Here is a 16,350-nt window from a genome sequence, read left to right on the forward strand (position 1 = left end):
TAACCCAGGCTTGACCACAGGTGGCCCGGCTGGCGAGCCGGCCGGGCCACTTGTCTCGCCCTACTTCCGCGGCAGCCCGCGACAACGTACCGGAGATCCAATGACGAATCCAGTATCCAGGCGCAATATCCTCAGGCTCGGAGCGGCCGCTGCGGCGCTTCCATGGCTCCCCTCGCTTGCAAGCGCGGCCACGGCAGCCGCCGCGCAGGGTCCCCTGCCAGCCACCGGCGGCGTTACCGCCGCGCTTGCCCTTCGCCCTTTCAAACTTTCAGACGTCGCGCTGGGCCCCGGAGTCTTCGCCCGGAAGCGCGACTTGATCCTCAACTTCGCCCGGGGCTACGACGAGCGCCGCTACATCAATGTTTTCCGGGCCAACGCCGGCCTCCGGCCGATTGCCGGCGTAACGCCCCTGCCGGCCGGCGGGTGGGAAGGCCTCGACGGCGAAGCGAACGGGAACCTGAGGGGTCATTTCACCGGGCACCATATGTCCATGCTGGCCCAGGCCTATGCCAGCACCGGGGAGGAGGTGTTCGGGACGAAGCTGCAGAACCTGGTCTCCTCGCTCCACGAATGCCGGCAGTCGCTCTCGCAGGATCCCTCCGTCCAGGCAACAACCGGCCGGGTTTCCGCTTCCGCCGTCGAGCTGGCCCGGGGGTCCTGTCTCTACGGTCAGCTGCCTCCGGGATCGGTCGACGGGCTTCACAGTATGACGTTCGCAGCATGGGTGCGCCCCACAGCGGCGGCGAACTGGGCGCGGATATTCGACTTCGGAAATGACACCAGGACCTACGCCTTCCTGACGCCGCGCGACGGTAGCGGGCTTCCCCGATTCGCCATCACGCGGAACTTCGCGGGCGGCGAGCAGACGATCGTGGGTTCCTCGCCGTTGCCGGTCAACGAATGGAGCCATGTCGCGGTCACGCTCGACGGCGGGACGGGCACACTGTACGTCAATGGCCGGCGCGTCGGCCAAAACGCCGCCATGACCTTGACCCCCGCGATGCTGGGGAGCCTGGGCAACGTGTGGCTGGGCCGTTCCCAGTACAACGACCCGACTTACGCGGGCGGGTACCAGGACATCAACATCTGGTCGGCGGCGCTGACCGCGGGGCAGATCGGAGAGCTGGCCGGGGCGCGCGCTTCCGCCACCTCGGCAGGCGGCGGGGACGTCATTTCCATCGCCTGCGGCGAGACCAGCGGGTCGACACTGGCCGACGCGTCCGGAAAGGGCCGTCACGCCACCCTGCGGCGCACCTGGGGCCTGCCCAGCCACCCCGGGTTCCTCGCGGCCTACCCCGAAACGCAGTTCATCGAACTCGAGAGCAGGACCACCCCTGACTACCACCGTGTCTGGGCCCCGTACTACACCGCGCACAAGATCCTGAAAGGCCTGCTGGATGCGTACACGGCCACGAAGGAACCGAAGGCCCTTGACCTGGCAGTCGGCCTCTGTGACTGGATGCACTCGCGGCTCAGCAGGCTCACCCCGGCCGTCCGCCAGCGCATGTGGGGGATCTTCTCCAGCGGCGAGTTCGGCGGCATCGTGGAAGCCATCCTTGAGACCCACGGGCACTCCGGCAAACCGGAGCACCTTGAACTCGCCAAGTACTTCGATCTCGACTCCCTCATCGACGCGTGTGCCGCCAACAAGGACGTCCTCACCGGCCTCCATGCCAACCAGCACATCCCGATCTTCACCGGGCTGATGCTCATGTACAACAAGACCGCCGATGAGAGGTACCTCAGGTCCGCCCGCAACTTCTGGGGCATGGTTGCAGGCACGCGAACCTACAGCATCGGCGGAACAAGCCAGACCGAATTCTGGAAGGCGCCCAACCAGATTGCGAGCACGCTGCATGACACGGACGCCGAAACCTGCTGCGCCTACAACATGCTCAAGCTCTCCCGCGAACTGTTCTTCAAGGAGCAGAACCCCGCATACATGGACTACTACGAACGCGCGCTCCTGAACCAGGTGCTTGGCTCGAAGCAGGACCAGGACAGCGCGGAGCTGCCGCTTGCGACCTACTTCATCGGCCTTCAGCCTGGCGCCGTCCGCGACTTTACCCCGAAGAACGGGACCACCTGCTGCGAAGGCACCGGCATGGAGTCGGCCACTAAGTATCAGGATTCGGTGTACTTCACTGCCGAGGACAACAGCGCACTGTACGTGAACCTCTATATGCCCTCCAAGCTCAACTGGGCGGACAAGAACCTAACAGTGACGCAGGAGACCACTTATCCGCTCGAGCAGCGGTCGAAACTTACGGTCGCCGGCGACGGCCAGTTCGAACTGCGGCTAAGGGTTCCGGCATGGGCGACGGCAGGCTTCACCGTCCGCGTCAACGGAACCCCGGTCGACGGGCGGGCGGCACCCGGCACGTACCTCAACATTCCCAGGGCGTGGAAGAGCGGCGACTCTGTAGAGATTGACATGCCATTCACCCTCCGTGCCGAAAGGGCCCTGGACGACCCGACAGTCCAGACGTTGATGTACGGACCTATGCACCTGGTCGCACGGGACAGCCGCACCACCTTCCTGCCGTTCAGTCTGTACGCTACGGCCAAGCTCAACGGAGACCTCGCCCCGGCCGTGCAGCCGGTTGCCGGCAAGCCGCTGCACTTCACCCTCTCCGGCGTCGAACTGGCGCCCTTCCTCGAAGGAACGGCGGACGCATTCCACTCATACTTCCGGCGCAATGAGCCGAAAGTCGTGTTTGGCGGCGTGGATTCCGGCGTGCCCAACCCCGCACGGGCCAACAAGACCACCCTGCTCGACGACGTCTGGGACGCCGCTTCCTTCGTGAACAAGCCTGAACTGCTGAAGCGCGTCGGCCAGGTGAACAGCACCTGGATCATCGAGGGCGCCCTTTCCCAAGCTGACGCCGACCGCATCTACCGGTGTGCCCAGCGCGCAGCCTTCACGGCTCCGGCCGGCGAGATCGATGACCTCCAGGCCGTTGCGGATGCAGTCCGCACCGCCGGCACCATGACAGCCGAGGCGCACGCGATGCTCGGCTCCCGGCTGGAAGCCGCCCGGAAAGCACTGGCGGAGAAATCCACTGCGAAGGCTTTGCAGTACCTGAAGCAGTACATCGACTTCGCCGGGCACAGCGTGCACAGCCAGGCCCTCCGGGACATCCTGGTGAGCGGTGCGCAGGCGCTCATTGTCAGGCTGACCTCCTGACTCCTGACTCCTGACCTCGCAACCTCCTGATCCGTGCCGCGCAGCAGCGGCTTCCCAAGGCCCCAGGGCCTGCCCCAAGACCCGTCAACCGCGGCTCCGTTGGCCGCCCTAACGAAAGCATCATCCATGCCCCTAATTCCACTTAGAGCCCGCACCGGGCCGGCAGTCCTCACAGCGGCTGCCCTTGTCCTTGGCGGCCTCGCCGCCGGCGCCCCCGCCCAGGCCGCCATTGACGACGGCCTGGTCCTCAAATACAACCTGACCGAACCGACGGGATCCGTTGCCGAAGACACCTCCGGAAATGGCCGCAACGGCGCGATCAGCGGCGACGCCAGCCGCCTCGGTGATGAAGGCCTGCAGCTCGGCGGCACCAACGCCCATGTCCGCCTTCCCAACGACGTCATGCGGGGCCTCGACTCCATCACCGTCTCGACGGACGTGAAGATCGCTTCGGATCAGGCCACGCCCTATTTCATTTGGGGACTCGGCAATACCAGCAACGGCACCGGAAACGGCTATCTGTTCACCACCGGCAACTCGTACCGCACCTCGATCGCCAGCGGTAACTGGTCAACAGAGCAGACTGCCAATGCCGGCAGGGACCTGGCGCGAGGCGCCTGGAAGACCATCACCTACACCCTCGCCGGCGGCACCGCCGTTCTGTACGAGGACGGCGTCGAAGTGGCCCGCAGGATCGGAGTCACCATCACCCCCGGCAGCATCGGCGGCGGAGGCACAACGGCCAACTACCTGGGACGATCGGTTTACAGCGGAGACAAGTACCTGAAGGGGCAGGTCCGCGACTTCCGCATCTACAACCGTGCCCTTTCGGCGGCTGAAGTGCGCGAGCTCGGCTACGTCTCCCCGGAAGAGAAGGTGGCCCTCGATCTGCAGGATCTCTCGCTCGGGGACACCAGCGCCGTTACCGCCGACCTGGCCCTGCCCCTCACCGGGCCCAACGGGTCGGCCTACACCTGGTCGTCCTCGAGCGAAGGGACGGTCTCGTCCAAGGGCGCCGTCACGCGTCCCGCTTACGGGACGGGGAACGCGACCGTGACGCTGACGGCCACGGCCACTTCCGGTGAGGCATCGGCTACGAAGACGTTCACCGTGACGGTCCTCGAAGACATCAGCGGCGAGCAGAAAGTCAGCGAGGCCGCAGCCGCCCTGAACGTGTGGGATGCCGGGGGAATCCGCGGCAACATCACCCTGCCCACGAACGGCCTGCACGGGACCAGCGTGGTTTGGGAGTCGGGAGACGAGTCCGTCATCACCGCCACCGGTGAGGTCACGCGGCCGGCCTTCGGCGGAGAGCCTGCCCGGCTCAACCTCCACGCGTTCGTCAGCTACGGCAAGACCAGGACGAAGAGAACTTTTCGCGTCACCGTCCTTCCGCTGCCCAGGGCAGAGGCCAAGGAAGGATACGCCTTCGCGTATTTCACCGGCAACGACATCGCCGGAGAGAACATCTTCATGGCCGCCAGCCGGGGCAATGACGCGCTCAAGTGGGACGAACTCAACGGCGGACAGCCCGTGGTGAAATCCGGTCTTGGCACAAAGGGCCTGCGGGACCCCTTCGTCATCCGCTCTCCGGAAGGCGATAAGTTCTACATGATCGCCACCGACCTCTCCATCGGCAGCGGAACCTCGTGGGACGCCTCCCAGCGCCAAGGCAGCCGGTACCTGGAAGTCTGGGAGTCAACGGACCTTGTGAACTGGTCCGAGCAGCGGCACGTGAAGGTCTCTCCGGACACGGCAGGGAACACCTGGGCGCCGGAAGCCCACTACGACGAGAAGATCGGGGCCTACGTCGTCTACTGGGCTTCCAAGATCTACGCCGACAACGACCCCAACCACTCCGGCGGTACCCACAACAAGATGATGTACTCCACCACGCGCGACTTCCGGACGTTCAGCGAAGCCAAGGTCTGGAACGACCCGGGTGATTCGGTCATCGACTCCACAGTTATCAAGGAGGGCGACACCTACTACCGGTTCACCAAGGACGAGGCCCGGGTCTCCGGTTGCCTCGACATCATGCAGGAGAAGTCCACCGATCTGCTGGCCGTCGATCTGCCGGCCACGAACCCGCGCAACTGGTCCCTGATGGCCAACTGCATCGGCAAGAACGCCGGGACCGGCGGCGTGGAGGGGCCGACCGTCTTCAAATCAAACACCGAAGAGAAGTATTACCTCTTCGTGGATGAGTTTGGTGGCCGCGGCTACATCCCGCTGGAAAGCACCAGTCTCGAGAACCCCGACTGGAAGCTCGCGAGCAACTACGAACTGCCTCGTGCGCCGCGCCACGGCACTGTCCTGCCCGTTACCAAGACCGAGCTGGAGCGCCTTCACAGCCAGCTCGGCTAAGGCGGCACGGGGAAGTACCTGACGCCAAGAAGGACCCAGATGCCTGGAAGGGCAGGGGGCTCCGCCCAGCAGGGCGGGGCCCCTGCCCCATTGGTGCGACGAGTTGGGCGGAGGGAACAGCACGGCCTGGGCGCCTCAAAATTGGGCGCCGCCAATGCTTGACGCGTAGATATGTTAGCGTTCACAATCTAAGAGAATCTTTTACGTTTTCGATACCGGGCATAGGGGCCAGCACCTCCCGGATGGAGGTTTTTAGCATGCAATCCAGTGACGACACCGGTTTCAACCCCGGCAGCGAAAACTATGTCATCGGGGTGGACTACGGCACCCTGTCGGGCCGCGCCGTGGTGGTCCGGGTCCGCGACGGCAAGGAGCTCGGCAGCGGGGTGTTCGACTATCCGCACGCGGTGGTCACCGACGCACTTCCGGCCGATGTGGCGAGCATAGCGGATGGAACAGTCACACGCCTTCCCGGCGAATGGGCACTTCAGGTGCCGAACGACTACCGGGACGTACTCCGGCACGCTGTGCCGGCCGCGATCGCGGACGCGGGCATTGATCCGTCCAACGTGGTCGGGATCGCCACGGACTTCACTGCGTGCACCATGGTGCCGGTGAAGGCCGACGGCACCCCGCTGAATGAAGTGCCCGGCTTCGCCAACCGTCCTCACGCCTACGTCAAGCTGTGGCGCCACCACGCCGCGCAGGCGCAGGCGGACCGGATCAACGCCCTCGCCGCGGAGCTGGGCGAGACCTGGCTGCCGCGCTACGGCGGGCTGATCTCCTCCGAATGGGAGTTCGCCAAGGGACTCCAGCTGCTCGAGGAAGACCCGGAAGCGTACGCGGAAATGGACCATTGGGTGGAAGCCGCGGACTGGATCGTCTGGCAGCTGTGCGGCAACTACGTCCGCAACGCGTGCACGGCCGGCTACAAGGGCATCTACCAGGACGGGAAGTATCCTTCCGAGGAATTCCTGGCCGCGCTGAACCCGCAGTTCAAGGACTTCGTGAGCACCAAGCTGGACCACACCATCGGCCGGCTCGGTGACGCCGCTGGGTTCCTGACCGCCGAGGCTGCCGCCTGGACCGGCCTGCCGGAGGGCATCGCCGTGGCCGTGGGCAACGTGGACGCCCACGTCACCGCCCCGGCGGCCAAGGCGGTGGAACCGGGACAGCTCGTGGCCATCATGGGCACCTCGACCTGCCATGTCATGAACGGGGCTGAACTGCGCGAAGTGCCGGGGATGTGCGGGGTGGTCGACGGCGGCATCGTCGACGGACTCTGGGGCTACGAGGCCGGCCAGTCCGGCGTGGGCGACATCTTCGGCTGGTTCACGAAGTACGGTGTTCCGCCGGAATACCACGAGGCGGCGGCCGCTGCGGGGCTGGGCATCCACGAATACCTCACCGAGCTGGCTTCCGGGCAGGCGATCGGGGAGCACGGCCTGATCGCCCTGGACTGGCACTCCGGCAACCGCTCGGTCCTGGTGGACCACGAACTCTCGGGCGTGGTGGTGGGCCAGACCCTGGCCACCCGCCCCGAAGACACCTACCGGGCGCTGCTGGAGGCCACGGCCTTCGGCACGCGCACCATCGTGGACGCCTTCCGCGACTCCGGCGTGCCGGTGAAGGAGTTCATCGTGGCCGGCGGACTACTGAAGAACCAACTGCTGATGCAGATCTACGCGGACATCACCGGTCTGCAGCTCTCCACCATCGGCTCCACCCAGGGGCCCGCCCTCGGATCCGCCATCCACGCCGCCGTCGCCGCCGGAAGGTATCCGGACATCCGGGCAGCCACGGCCGCCATGGGCTCCGCGCCCGGCGGCGTGTACACCCCGATCCCCGAGAACGTTGCCGCGTACGACGAGCTCTTCCGGGAGTACCGGACGCTCCACGATTACTTCGGCAGGGGAACCAACGACGTCATGCACCGGCTCAAGGCCATCCAGCGCCAGGCGGCCAAGTCCCTGCTCGCCGAGGAGGTCTCCGCATGAGTGCCCTCCTGGACACCCTTGCCGGGATCCGGGCCGAGGTCTGCGCCCTGCACGCCGAACTGACCCGCTACGAACTGGTGGTGTGGACTGCCGGCAACGTCTCCGCCCGCGTTCCCGGCCACGACCTGATGGTCATCAAGCCATCCGGAGTCTCCTATGCGGACCTCACTCCGGAGAGCATGGTGGTGACGGACCTCTACGGCATCCCCGCCGACGGCGAGTGGGAGAACCCGGCCCTCACGCCGTCGTCGGACACGGCCGCGCACGCCTACGTCTACCGGCACATGCCCGAGGTCGGGGGAGTGGTGCACACGCACTCGACCTACGCTACGGCATGGGCGGCCCGCGGGGAGGCGATCCCGTGCGTGCTGACCATGATGGGCGATGAGTTCGGCGGCACCATCCCGGTGGGCCCGTTCGCGCTGATCGGCGACGACTCGATCGGCCGCGGCATCGTGGAAACCCTGCAGGCTTCCCATTCCCCGGCGGTCCTGATGCAGAACCACGGCCCGTTCACCATCGGCAAGGACGCCCGCTCGGCGGTCAAGGCAGCCGTGATGTGCGAGGAAGTGGCCCGCACCGTCCACATCGCCCGGCAGCTCGGCGAGCCGCTGCCCATCGACCCGGACAAGATCGAGTCGCTCTACGACCGCTACCAAAACGTCTACGGCCGCTAGGTCCAACAAACGGCCCCCAGGCCCGGCGCACGCCCGGTGCAGGCCCCGCAACTTTCCCTTTCACCCCAGAGCTTCCCAGGAGAACCACCATGCCCCACGCCGCCAACACCTCCCTTGAGCACTACGAGGTCTGGTTCCTCACCGGCAGCCAGCACCTCTACGGCGAGGACGTCCTGAAGCAGGTCGCCGCGCAGTCCCAGGAGATCGCCGCCGCCCTCAATGCCTCCTCCGACGTGCCGGTCAAGCTCGTCTGGAAGCCCGTGCTGACCGACTCGGACGCCATCCGCCGCACCGCGCTCGAGGCCAACTCGGACGACGCCGTAATCGGCGTGACCGCCTGGATGCACACTTTCAGCCCGGCGAAGATGTGGATCCAAGGCCTGGACCTGCTCCGCAAGCCGCTCCTGCACCTGCACACCCAAGCCAACGTGGAGCTGCCCTGGGCGGACATCGACTTCGATTTCATGAACCTGAACCAGGCCGCGCACGGCGACCGCGAATTCGGCTACATCCAGTCCCGCCTCGGCATCCCGCGCAAGACCGTCGTCGGGCACGCCTCCAACCCCGCGGTGGCCCGCCAGGTGGGTGCCTGGCAGCGCGCCTCCGCCGGCTGGGCCGCCGTCCGGACCCTGAAGCTGACCCGCTTCGGGGACAACATGCGCAACGTCGCCGTCACCGAAGGCGACAAGACCGAGGCCGAGCTGCGCTTCGGCGTCTCCGTGAACACCTGGTCCGTCAACGAGCTTGCCGACGCCGTGCACGGCGCCGCGGAGTCCGACGTCGACGCCCTGGTCGCCGAGTACGAGCGCCTTTACGAGGTGGTCCCGGAACTGAAGGCCGGGGGAGCCCGGCACGAATCGCTGCGCTACAGCGCCCGCATCGAACTCGGCCTGCGCAGCTTCCTTGAAGCCAACGGCTCGGCCGCGTTCACCACATCCTTCGAGGACCTCGGCGAACTGCGCCAGCTGCCCGGCATGGCCGTGCAGCGGCTGATGGCCGACGGCTACGGCTTTGGCGCCGAGGGCGACTGGAAGACCGCGATCCTGGTCCGCGCCGCCAAGGTGATGGGCGCGGGGCTGCCCGGCGGCGCTTCCCTCATGGAGGACTACACCTACCACCTCACGCCCGGCGAGGAGAAGATCCTGGGCGCGCACATGCTCGAGGTCTGCCCGTCGCTGACCGCCACGAAGCCGCGCGTCGAGATCCACCCATTGGGAATCGGCGGCAAGGAAGACCCCGTCCGCATGGTCTTCGACACCGACGCCGGCCCCGGCGTCGTGGTGGCGCTGTCCGACATGCGGGACCGCTTCCGCCTCGTGGCCAACGCCGTGGACGTGGTGGACCTCGACGAACCGCTGCCCAACCTGCCCGTCGCCCGCGCCCTCTGGTCACCCAAACCGGACTTCGCCACGTCCGCAGCGGCCTGGCTCACCGCGGGTGCCGCCCACCACACCGTCCTCTCCACCGCCGTCGGAATGGACGTCTTCGAAGACTTCGCAGAAATCGCCCAAACCGAACTGCTCACCATCGACGACGGCACCACCATCAAGCAGTTCAAGAAGGAATTGAACTGGAACGCCGCGTACTACAAGCTGGCCGGCGGGCTGTAGCCGCCTGTGGCGCAGGCGGCGTTGGCTCTGGGGGCAGTCCGCTTCGCGCTCAGCCCGTCTGGGAAGCGCGCGAAACGAGCTGAACCTTGACTTCCTGCGATCCCGATTCCCGGCGGAATTCAACGGTCACGGTTTGTCCCGGGCTCCTGCTCCGCAGGGCGGCGAGCAGGTCCTCGGGCGACGCGAGCTCTGCGCCGTCGAGCTTCACGAGGACGTCGCCGGGGCGGATGCCCGCTCTGGCTGCCGGCCCGCCGTCGGGGACTGCCAGGGCCAGAGCGCCGCGCGTGTCCGGCAGGCCCAGCCGCTCGGCGATCTGCGGGGTGATCTCACCCAGCGTCAGGCCAATAAAGGCGTGATCGGCCGTGCCGTCCTCGCGGAGCTGGTCCGCCACCTTGACGGCGGTTGCCGCCGGGATGGCAAAGCCAAGGGCCACCGCCCCGGCTTGCGGCGGGATGTAGGCCTCGCTGATTCCGATCACCTCACCCCTGCCATTCACCAGCGCGCCGCCGGAGTTTCCGGGGCTGATGGCGGCATCGGTCTGGATCAGGTCCACGAGCGACTGGCTGCTGGCGGCGGACCCGGGGATCTCCCGGTGCAGGCCCGAGATGATTCCCGCCGTCGCTGTGTTCTCGAATCCCAGCGGCGAACCGATCACGACGGCGAGCTCGCCGATCCGGGGCAGCTCGGATTGGAATTTGGCCACCGGAAGGTCGGTCCGCTTTGCCTCCACGAGGGCGAGGTCGGAGATGGCGTCGGTGGCCCGCACTGTGCCGGCGACGCGGCGGCCGTCGGCGAAGGCCACTTCAACGTCCGTGTTGCCCCGCACCACGTGCTCGTTGGTCAGGATCAGCCCGTCTGCCGAGTACACCACGCCGCTCCCCAGGCCGCCGTCGGTGAAGATCGTGACCACAGACGGCTGAACGTTGCTGACGATGGAGGGAATATCCGCGGGTCCCTGGGGAATGCCCGGCGCCTGCCCCTTGGTGGGCTGCGCAGCGGTGGCCTGCCCCGCCGTCGGTTTCGGCGCCGTGGTGCTGCCGGGCGTGCCGCCGCCTGGATCGCCGGTGGTGCCACCTGGGGAAGCGGTGGCTGGGGTGCTGCCGGAGGGCAGCGCTGACGACGGCGGCGCCGGACTCCCGGTGCAACCGGATGCCGCGACTGCGAGAACGGCAGCCGTTCCGAGGATTCGGAGGGTGCGGTACGCACGATGCGGGGGCGCTGGCCGGGGGTTCATTGGACTTCCTCTCATTGCCGGGCGGGCGGGAGCCTGTTCTGGAAGCTGATTAAAAATTAACCCCGAATGTACTCGCGGTGCCAGAGCTCTTGACGGGCGCGGCTGATAGCGTTCACACTTGGTTCTATAACGTTGTAGAAAACAGGGATGAGGGCATCTGATGGACACTCCAGCCGGCAACTCCGCAAAAATCACCATTGATCCGGCGTTCACCGTGGGGCCGGTGAGGCGCAGAACTTTCGGCGCCTTCGTCGAGCACCTGGGCCGCTGCGTCTACACCGGCATCTTCGAGCCGGACCACCCGCAGGCGGACTCGGACGGATTCAGGTCCGACGTCCTGGAACTGACGCGCGAGCTGGGCGTTTCCACGGTCCGCTACCCGGGCGGAAACTTCGTGTCCGGCTACCGCTGGGAGGACGGCGTGGGCCCTTCAGAGGAGCGCCCCGCTAGGCTGGACCTCGCCTGGCACTCCACGGACCCCAACCTGGTGGGCGTGGACGAGTTCGCCAAATGGTCGGCTAAGGCCGGGGTGGAGCCGATGATGGCCGTGAACCTGGGTACGCGGGGCACCCAGGAAGCCGTGGACCTGCTGGAATACTGCAACGTCGACGGCGGCACGGCCTTCTCGGACAGGCGCAGGGCCAACGGCGCCGAGCAGGGCTACGGCATCAGGATGTGGTGCCTGGGCAACGAGATGGACGGGCCCTGGCAGATCGGCCACAAGAACGCCCTGGAGTACGGCCGCGTGGCAGCCGACGCCGCCCGGGCCATGCGCATGGTTGACCCCGGCCTCGAGCTCGTGGCCTGCGGCAGCTCCGGGCCGGGCATGGACACCTTCGGCGAGTGGGAACGGGTGGTACTGACCGAAACGTACGAACTCGTGGATCTCGTCTCCGCGCACCAGTACTTCGAAGACTTCGGCGACCTTCAGGAACACCTCTCGGCCGGCCACCGGATGGATTCCTTTATCCGGGACATCATTTCGCACATCGACCACGTGAAGTCGGTGAAGAAGTCCGCGAAGCAGGTCGGCATCTCCTTTGACGAATGGAACGTCTGGCACGCCAGCCGCGACGAATCCAAGGTTCCCTCAGGTACGGACTGGCCCGTCGCTCCCGCCTTGCTCGAGGATCTCTACTCGGTGGCGGACGCCGTCGTGGTCGGCGACCTGCTGGTCACCCTCCTGCGCCACACCGACCGTGTCCACTCGGCGAGCCTTGCCCAGCTGGTCAACGTCATCGCCCCGATCATGACGGAACCGGGCGGACGCGCCTGGAAGCAGACCACCTTCCACCCGTTCGCCTTGACCTCCCGGCACGCGGCGGGCACCGTGCTGCAGCTCGCGGTCGAGTCCCCGCTGCTCAGCGGCGGCAAGACCGAGGATTTTGCCGCGCTCTCCGCCGTGGCAACGCACGATGCCGAGGCTGGCGAGGCTGTGGTTTTTGCTGTCAACCGATCAGCTGCCGAGGCGCTATCGCTGGACGCCGCCGTGGCCGCGCTCGGCAACGTGCGGGTAATCGAGGCCGTTACTTTTGCCAACAAGGATCCGTACTGGCACGCGACGGCGGATGACTCCACGTCGGTGCTGCCCGCGGAGAACGTGAGCGTGAAGCTCGACGCCGGCCGCCTTACCGCGGTTCTCCCGGCCGTTTCGTGGACCATGATCCGCCTGGCCGTGGAATCCTGACCTACGCCCCCTGGTTGGGGGATCCGCCCGGTTGGGACCCGCGTGGTTGGGACCGGCGCCTAGCTCGCGGCGGACAGGGTGAGGAACGGCTCCTGCCGGCCCTCATCCTGTCCCGGGCGGATCCTTGCAGTGCCGTCCCGCTCGGCAGTTGGCCCGTCCACAGGGCACTGCGCCGCGGGCTGGAGCGCATCGGTTTCTACGCTCAATCCAAAGAGGGCCTCGAGGGCTGCGGTGTAGTCGTCCTGCCGCCCGGCCGCGGCAAGTTCCCGGGCCCGGGCGGTGGGAACATGCAGGAGCTGCCGCACGACGCGCCGGAGGGCGAGCTCCACCGCTTCCGCCGTGGCGGTGCAACCGTGCTGGTTTTTCACCCGCGCAACCTCGCCGGCAAGGACCTGCTGCATGTGCCCGCGGAGGGCCACGATGGCAGGGTCCATGAGGCGGGCCTGCTGGTCCTCCTCGAATTTCAGCGCCGCCTGCCGGATCAGCTCTTTGGCCTGCCGGACAACGTCCGTGTGCTCGGGCGGTGAAGCGAGCCGCACTTCCTCGAGCGAGATCAGTTCAATCCCTGAGAGCCCGCCGGACTCCGGCTCAAAGTCCCGGCTCAGTGCGAGGTCGACGACGATGAGACTCGCCGGTGTGCCCTGCCTGAACTTCCGGAAGTCCGCCGCACCAAGCCGCGGGCCGCGGCCGCTGCACCCGATCACCACATCGGCGCTGTGAATAGCGGCCGGCAGATTGTCCCAGGTAAGGGCTGCGGCCCCGCGGGACGAGGCAAATGCCTCCGCCCGCCCGGACCAGGAGAACACCGAGACTCCGGTGCATTGCCTGGCCGCCAACAGTGCCATGGTGGAGCCCGCATAGGCACCGGTGCCGATGACCACCACGGACAGGCCTGCCAGATCGCGGGCTTCCAGGTCCCGGCCGGCCTGATCACGACCCAACCGCGCACCGAGCCCCAGCTTCGCCGTTGCCAGGTCCAGGGCCACAGAGACCATGGACCGGCCGGCGTCGCCCAACGTGGTCAGCGCGCCCACATCGCGCGCTGCCCGGGAAGCTCCCTGGAACAGGCGGACAAGCGCCCCGCTGGCCGTGCCCGTTTCCTGTGCCGCCGTGAGGGACCGGCGCAGCTGCCCGGCGATTTCCCGCTCGCCTACCACCGCGGAATCCAGCCCCGCCCCCACCGAGAACAGGTGTTCGGTCATGGCCTGCCCCATCAGCACATCCACAGCATGGACCAGTTCGTGCCGGGAAACGGCGGAGCATGCGCTGATGACGGACAGCACGTTCTCCCGGGCAGCTAGAGGGTCGGCGCCAGGGACGGTTTCGCAGTAGACCTCGAAGCGGTTGCACGTTGACAGGACAACGGCTCCGGCGATCCCAGGCAGGTCGGCGATGACTGCCGGCGTGATCCGCCGGGGGCCTGAGCCCAGCAGAGCCAGGAACTCCAATCCTGTGCCGCGCTCCGCTGATGCGGCGCGGACCGGCCCGGGCACCCGGGCACCGCGATGTGAGGCGACCAAGGCAAACAGCCTCCGGTCTGTGACGGCCCAATCCGCCGCGGGCATCTCAGGACTCTGCGCCAATTCCTGCCTACCTTCCCCATGATTTCCCCCAGAACTTTCCCCGGACCTACCGCAAGGCGTTGCCCCCAGGCGGGCCCCAGGAAACTCCCCCCGGTATTCCCTAGGGGACCCGCACTGTGGGTCTCCCCCCAATATCCCCGTGGCCAGGCGCCGTTGCCCGGCCACAGAGCTGAGAGACCTTGGACAAAGGGTGGTTCAGGCACCTTGGGAATTTCTTGCGGGCGGGGCGGTCCGCTTTCTGCAACGATGTACTCAGACGAACCACCGCTAGAAGGAGCCCTTGGATGGCCGTGACCATGAATGATGTTGCCCGTGCCGCTGGCGTGTCGCTTAAAACGGTGTCCAACGTGCTCAACGACTACGAGTTCATCAGGCCGGCCACCAAACAGAAGGTGCTCGATGCGATCGCCGAGTTGGGCTACGAGGCCAATCTGACGGCGCGGAGCCTTCGGTCCGGAAAGTCCCGGATGCTAGGGCTGGTCCTGTCGGACCTCTCCGTGCCGTACTACGCTGAGCTCGCCTCACGGCTCATGACTGTTGCTTCTGCCCGGGGCTACCGCGTGCTCGTAGAGCAGTCCGCGGCGGAGGAGGCGAACGAGCTCAGCGCGCTGCAGGGTACTTTCCGCCAACTCACGGACGGGCTGCTTTTCACGCCGTTGACGCTGGGGGCCGAAGCCATTGCCCACCATCGCGGAAGCAAGCCGATGGTGATGCTCGGCGAGCACATCGATGACCCCCGGTTTGATCTCGTCACCATGAAGAATGTCGGAGCCGCCCGGGCGCTCACCGCTCACCTCCTGGCGGGAGACCGCCGTCGGATAGCGGTGATTGGAGCGTCGGAGGAAGATTCCACCGGAAGCCCGGGCCTTCGCCTGACCGGGTATCGGGAGGCGCTCGCCGCCGCGGGAATGGACTTTGACCCGTCGCTCATTGTGCCGGCGGAGTGGCGGCGTGATGGCGGCGCCTCTGCCGTCGGGGAGCTGCTGGACAGCGGAGCGGATTTCGATGCCGTCTTCGGATTAAATGACGCATTGGCGCTCGGCGCCATGCACGAACTGCAGATCCGCGGCGTCAACGTGCCGGCGGACGTCGCCGTGGCAGGTTTTGACGACATCGACGAGGCACGGTTTGCCTCGCCGTCGCTTACCACCGTTGCCCCCGGCATGGACGAGATCGCCGAACGCTCCATCGCGCTACTGATCGATCGGGTCGAGGGCACTGAAACGGCGGAGCAAGGAGTGCACGTGGAAGTGGAGTTTGAGCTGCGGATCCGCGCCTCGGCACCCTAGCGACGGTTGCGGTGCGGCCTCCAGAGGCGTTATTTCCGGTGGCATCCTGGGTACGGGGAATTGCGGAGCAACGGAAAGGATCCGCCATGATCGTCCTGCTGATCATCGATATGCAGAATGCCTACTTCGAGGATCCTGCGCTGGCCCAGCGGCGGGAGGGTTTGGTCCGCTCCTGCAACAGCCTCATCCGCGAATTTGCCGCGAACGGCGCCAAAGTCCTGTTGGTGGGCACTGAACACGAGCGGGACAAGTCCACGTGGTCGCTGAACATGTTGGACGATGACCAGGGGTTTATCTTCCGCGGCACGGAGCAGGCCGCAATGGTATCCGGCCTGGAAACGGGTGAGCTGCCCCGGCTCATCAAGACGCGCGACAGCGCCTTCACGGGGACAGACCTCGTCTCGAGGCTGCGGAACTGGGACGCGGAGGAGCTGGTGCTGGCCGGAGTCGCCACGCACAACTGCGTAGCCCAGACGGCGGCCGACGCCTTCGCGCACAACTTCCGCGTTGTGTACGCAGAGGAAGCGATGGCATCCGGGGACGAGCAGGCGGCGGCGGATATGCTGCGTATCCTGTCCGCCGAATACCGCCAGCCCGTCCTGTCCACGGATGAGATCGCACAACGCCTGAAGGGCATCTAGCGCCGGCGGGAAGCACGGCCCTGAAATCTGGCGGAAACGTCCGCCGCCTACGCTGGTGGCACACCGCAGCTACGGCAT

General features: G+C 66.7%; 10 protein-coding genes. 8 read left to right on the forward strand and 2 right to left on the reverse strand.

All coding sequences use genetic code 11. From position 1 onward, the window contains the following. Nucleotides 1–100 precede the first annotated feature (100 nt). From CXQ90_RS13075 to araA, 5 genes are all read left to right on the forward strand, one after another. The gene (locus tag CXQ90_RS13075; protein WP_104139695.1) at nt 101–3,187 is read left to right on the forward strand and encodes a beta-L-arabinofuranosidase domain-containing protein; all 3,087 of its coding nucleotides are present in this window, start codon (nt 101–103) and stop codon (nt 3,185–3,187) included. A 126-nt stretch (nt 3,188–3,313) separates the two neighbouring features. Further along, nucleotides 3,314–5,554: an immunoglobulin-like domain-containing protein gene (locus CXQ90_RS13080; protein WP_104139696.1), complete on the forward strand. Its 2,241-nt coding sequence runs from the start codon at nt 3,314–3,316 to the stop codon at nt 5,552–5,554. A 257-nt stretch (nt 5,555–5,811) separates the two neighbouring features. Beyond that, nucleotides 5,812–7,551: a ribulokinase gene (araB, locus tag CXQ90_RS13085; protein ID WP_104139698.1), complete on the forward strand. Its 1,740-nt coding sequence runs from the start codon at nt 5,812–5,814 to the stop codon at nt 7,549–7,551. Continuing rightward, complete coding sequence (locus CXQ90_RS13090) at nt 7,548–8,228, forward strand: L-ribulose-5-phosphate 4-epimerase (RefSeq protein ID WP_104139699.1); 681 nt, start codon at nt 7,548–7,550, stop codon at nt 8,226–8,228. Before araB ends, CXQ90_RS13090 begins: the two co-directional genes overlap by 4 nt. A gap of 89 nt (nt 8,229–8,317) precedes the next feature. Next, complete coding sequence (araA, locus tag CXQ90_RS13095) at nt 8,318–9,838, forward strand: L-arabinose isomerase (RefSeq protein ID WP_104139701.1); 1,521 nt, start codon at nt 8,318–8,320, stop codon at nt 9,836–9,838. Between the two features lie 49 nt (nt 9,839–9,887). Here araA and CXQ90_RS13100 read toward each other — a convergent pair whose 3' ends face one another. Then, entirely contained in the window at nt 9,888–11,072 is a 1,185-nt protein-coding gene (locus CXQ90_RS13100) for a trypsin-like peptidase domain-containing protein (protein ID WP_104139702.1), read from the reverse strand. Between the two features lie 160 nt (nt 11,073–11,232). Between CXQ90_RS13100 and CXQ90_RS13105 the strand changes: the two genes are divergently transcribed. After that, the gene (locus CXQ90_RS13105) at nt 11,233–12,759 is read left to right on the forward strand and encodes an alpha-N-arabinofuranosidase (RefSeq protein WP_104139704.1); all 1,527 of its coding nucleotides are present in this window, start codon (nt 11,233–11,235) and stop codon (nt 12,757–12,759) included. Nucleotides 12,760–12,818: 59 nt separating this feature from the next. Here CXQ90_RS13105 and CXQ90_RS13110 read toward each other — a convergent pair whose 3' ends face one another. Further along, nucleotides 12,819–14,324, reverse strand: a complete 1,506-nt coding sequence (locus CXQ90_RS13110) for a glutamyl-tRNA reductase (RefSeq protein WP_104139705.1) — start codon at nt 14,322–14,324, stop codon at nt 12,819–12,821. 302 nt (nt 14,325–14,626) lie between these two features. On the opposite strand from CXQ90_RS13110, the gene CXQ90_RS13115 reads away from it, so the two are divergent. After that, nucleotides 14,627–15,631 (forward strand): LacI family DNA-binding transcriptional regulator, encoded by a 1,005-nt coding sequence (locus tag CXQ90_RS13115; RefSeq protein ID WP_104139707.1) that lies wholly within the window; start codon nt 14,627–14,629, stop codon nt 15,629–15,631. Between the two features lie 86 nt (nt 15,632–15,717). Next, complete coding sequence (locus tag CXQ90_RS13120) at nt 15,718–16,272, forward strand: cysteine hydrolase family protein (RefSeq protein WP_104139708.1); 555 nt, start codon at nt 15,718–15,720, stop codon at nt 16,270–16,272. Nucleotides 16,273–16,350 lie beyond the last annotated feature (78 nt).

Source organism: Arthrobacter sp. ZGTC131 (assembly GCF_002929275.1).
In the GTDB taxonomy this organism is placed as follows: Bacteria; Actinomycetota; Actinomycetes; order Actinomycetales; family Micrococcaceae; genus Arthrobacter.

Coding starts and splice junctions, on each gene's coding strand:
- CXQ90_RS13075 (WP_104139695.1), top strand. CDS start 101: ATGACGAATCCAGTATCCAGGCGCAATATCCTCAGGCTCGGAGCGGCC.
- CXQ90_RS13080 (WP_104139696.1), top strand. CDS start 3,314: ATGCCCCTAATTCCACTTAGAGCCCGCACCGGGCCGGCAGTCCTCACA.
- araB (WP_104139698.1), top strand. CDS start 5,812: ATGCAATCCAGTGACGACACCGGTTTCAACCCCGGCAGCGAAAACTAT.
- CXQ90_RS13090 (WP_104139699.1), top strand. CDS start 7,548: ATGAGTGCCCTCCTGGACACCCTTGCCGGGATCCGGGCCGAGGTCTGC.
- araA (WP_104139701.1), top strand. CDS start 8,318: ATGCCCCACGCCGCCAACACCTCCCTTGAGCACTACGAGGTCTGGTTC.
- CXQ90_RS13100 (WP_104139702.1), bottom strand. CDS start 11,072: ATGAACCCCCGGCCAGCGCCCCCGCATCGTGCGTACCGCACCCTCCGA.
- CXQ90_RS13105 (WP_104139704.1), top strand. CDS start 11,233: ATGGACACTCCAGCCGGCAACTCCGCAAAAATCACCATTGATCCGGCG.
- CXQ90_RS13110 (WP_104139705.1), bottom strand. CDS start 14,324: ATGCCCGCGGCGGATTGGGCCGTCACAGACCGGAGGCTGTTTGCCTTG.
- CXQ90_RS13115 (WP_104139707.1), top strand. CDS start 14,627: ATGGCCGTGACCATGAATGATGTTGCCCGTGCCGCTGGCGTGTCGCTT.
- CXQ90_RS13120 (WP_104139708.1), top strand. CDS start 15,718: ATGATCGTCCTGCTGATCATCGATATGCAGAATGCCTACTTCGAGGAT.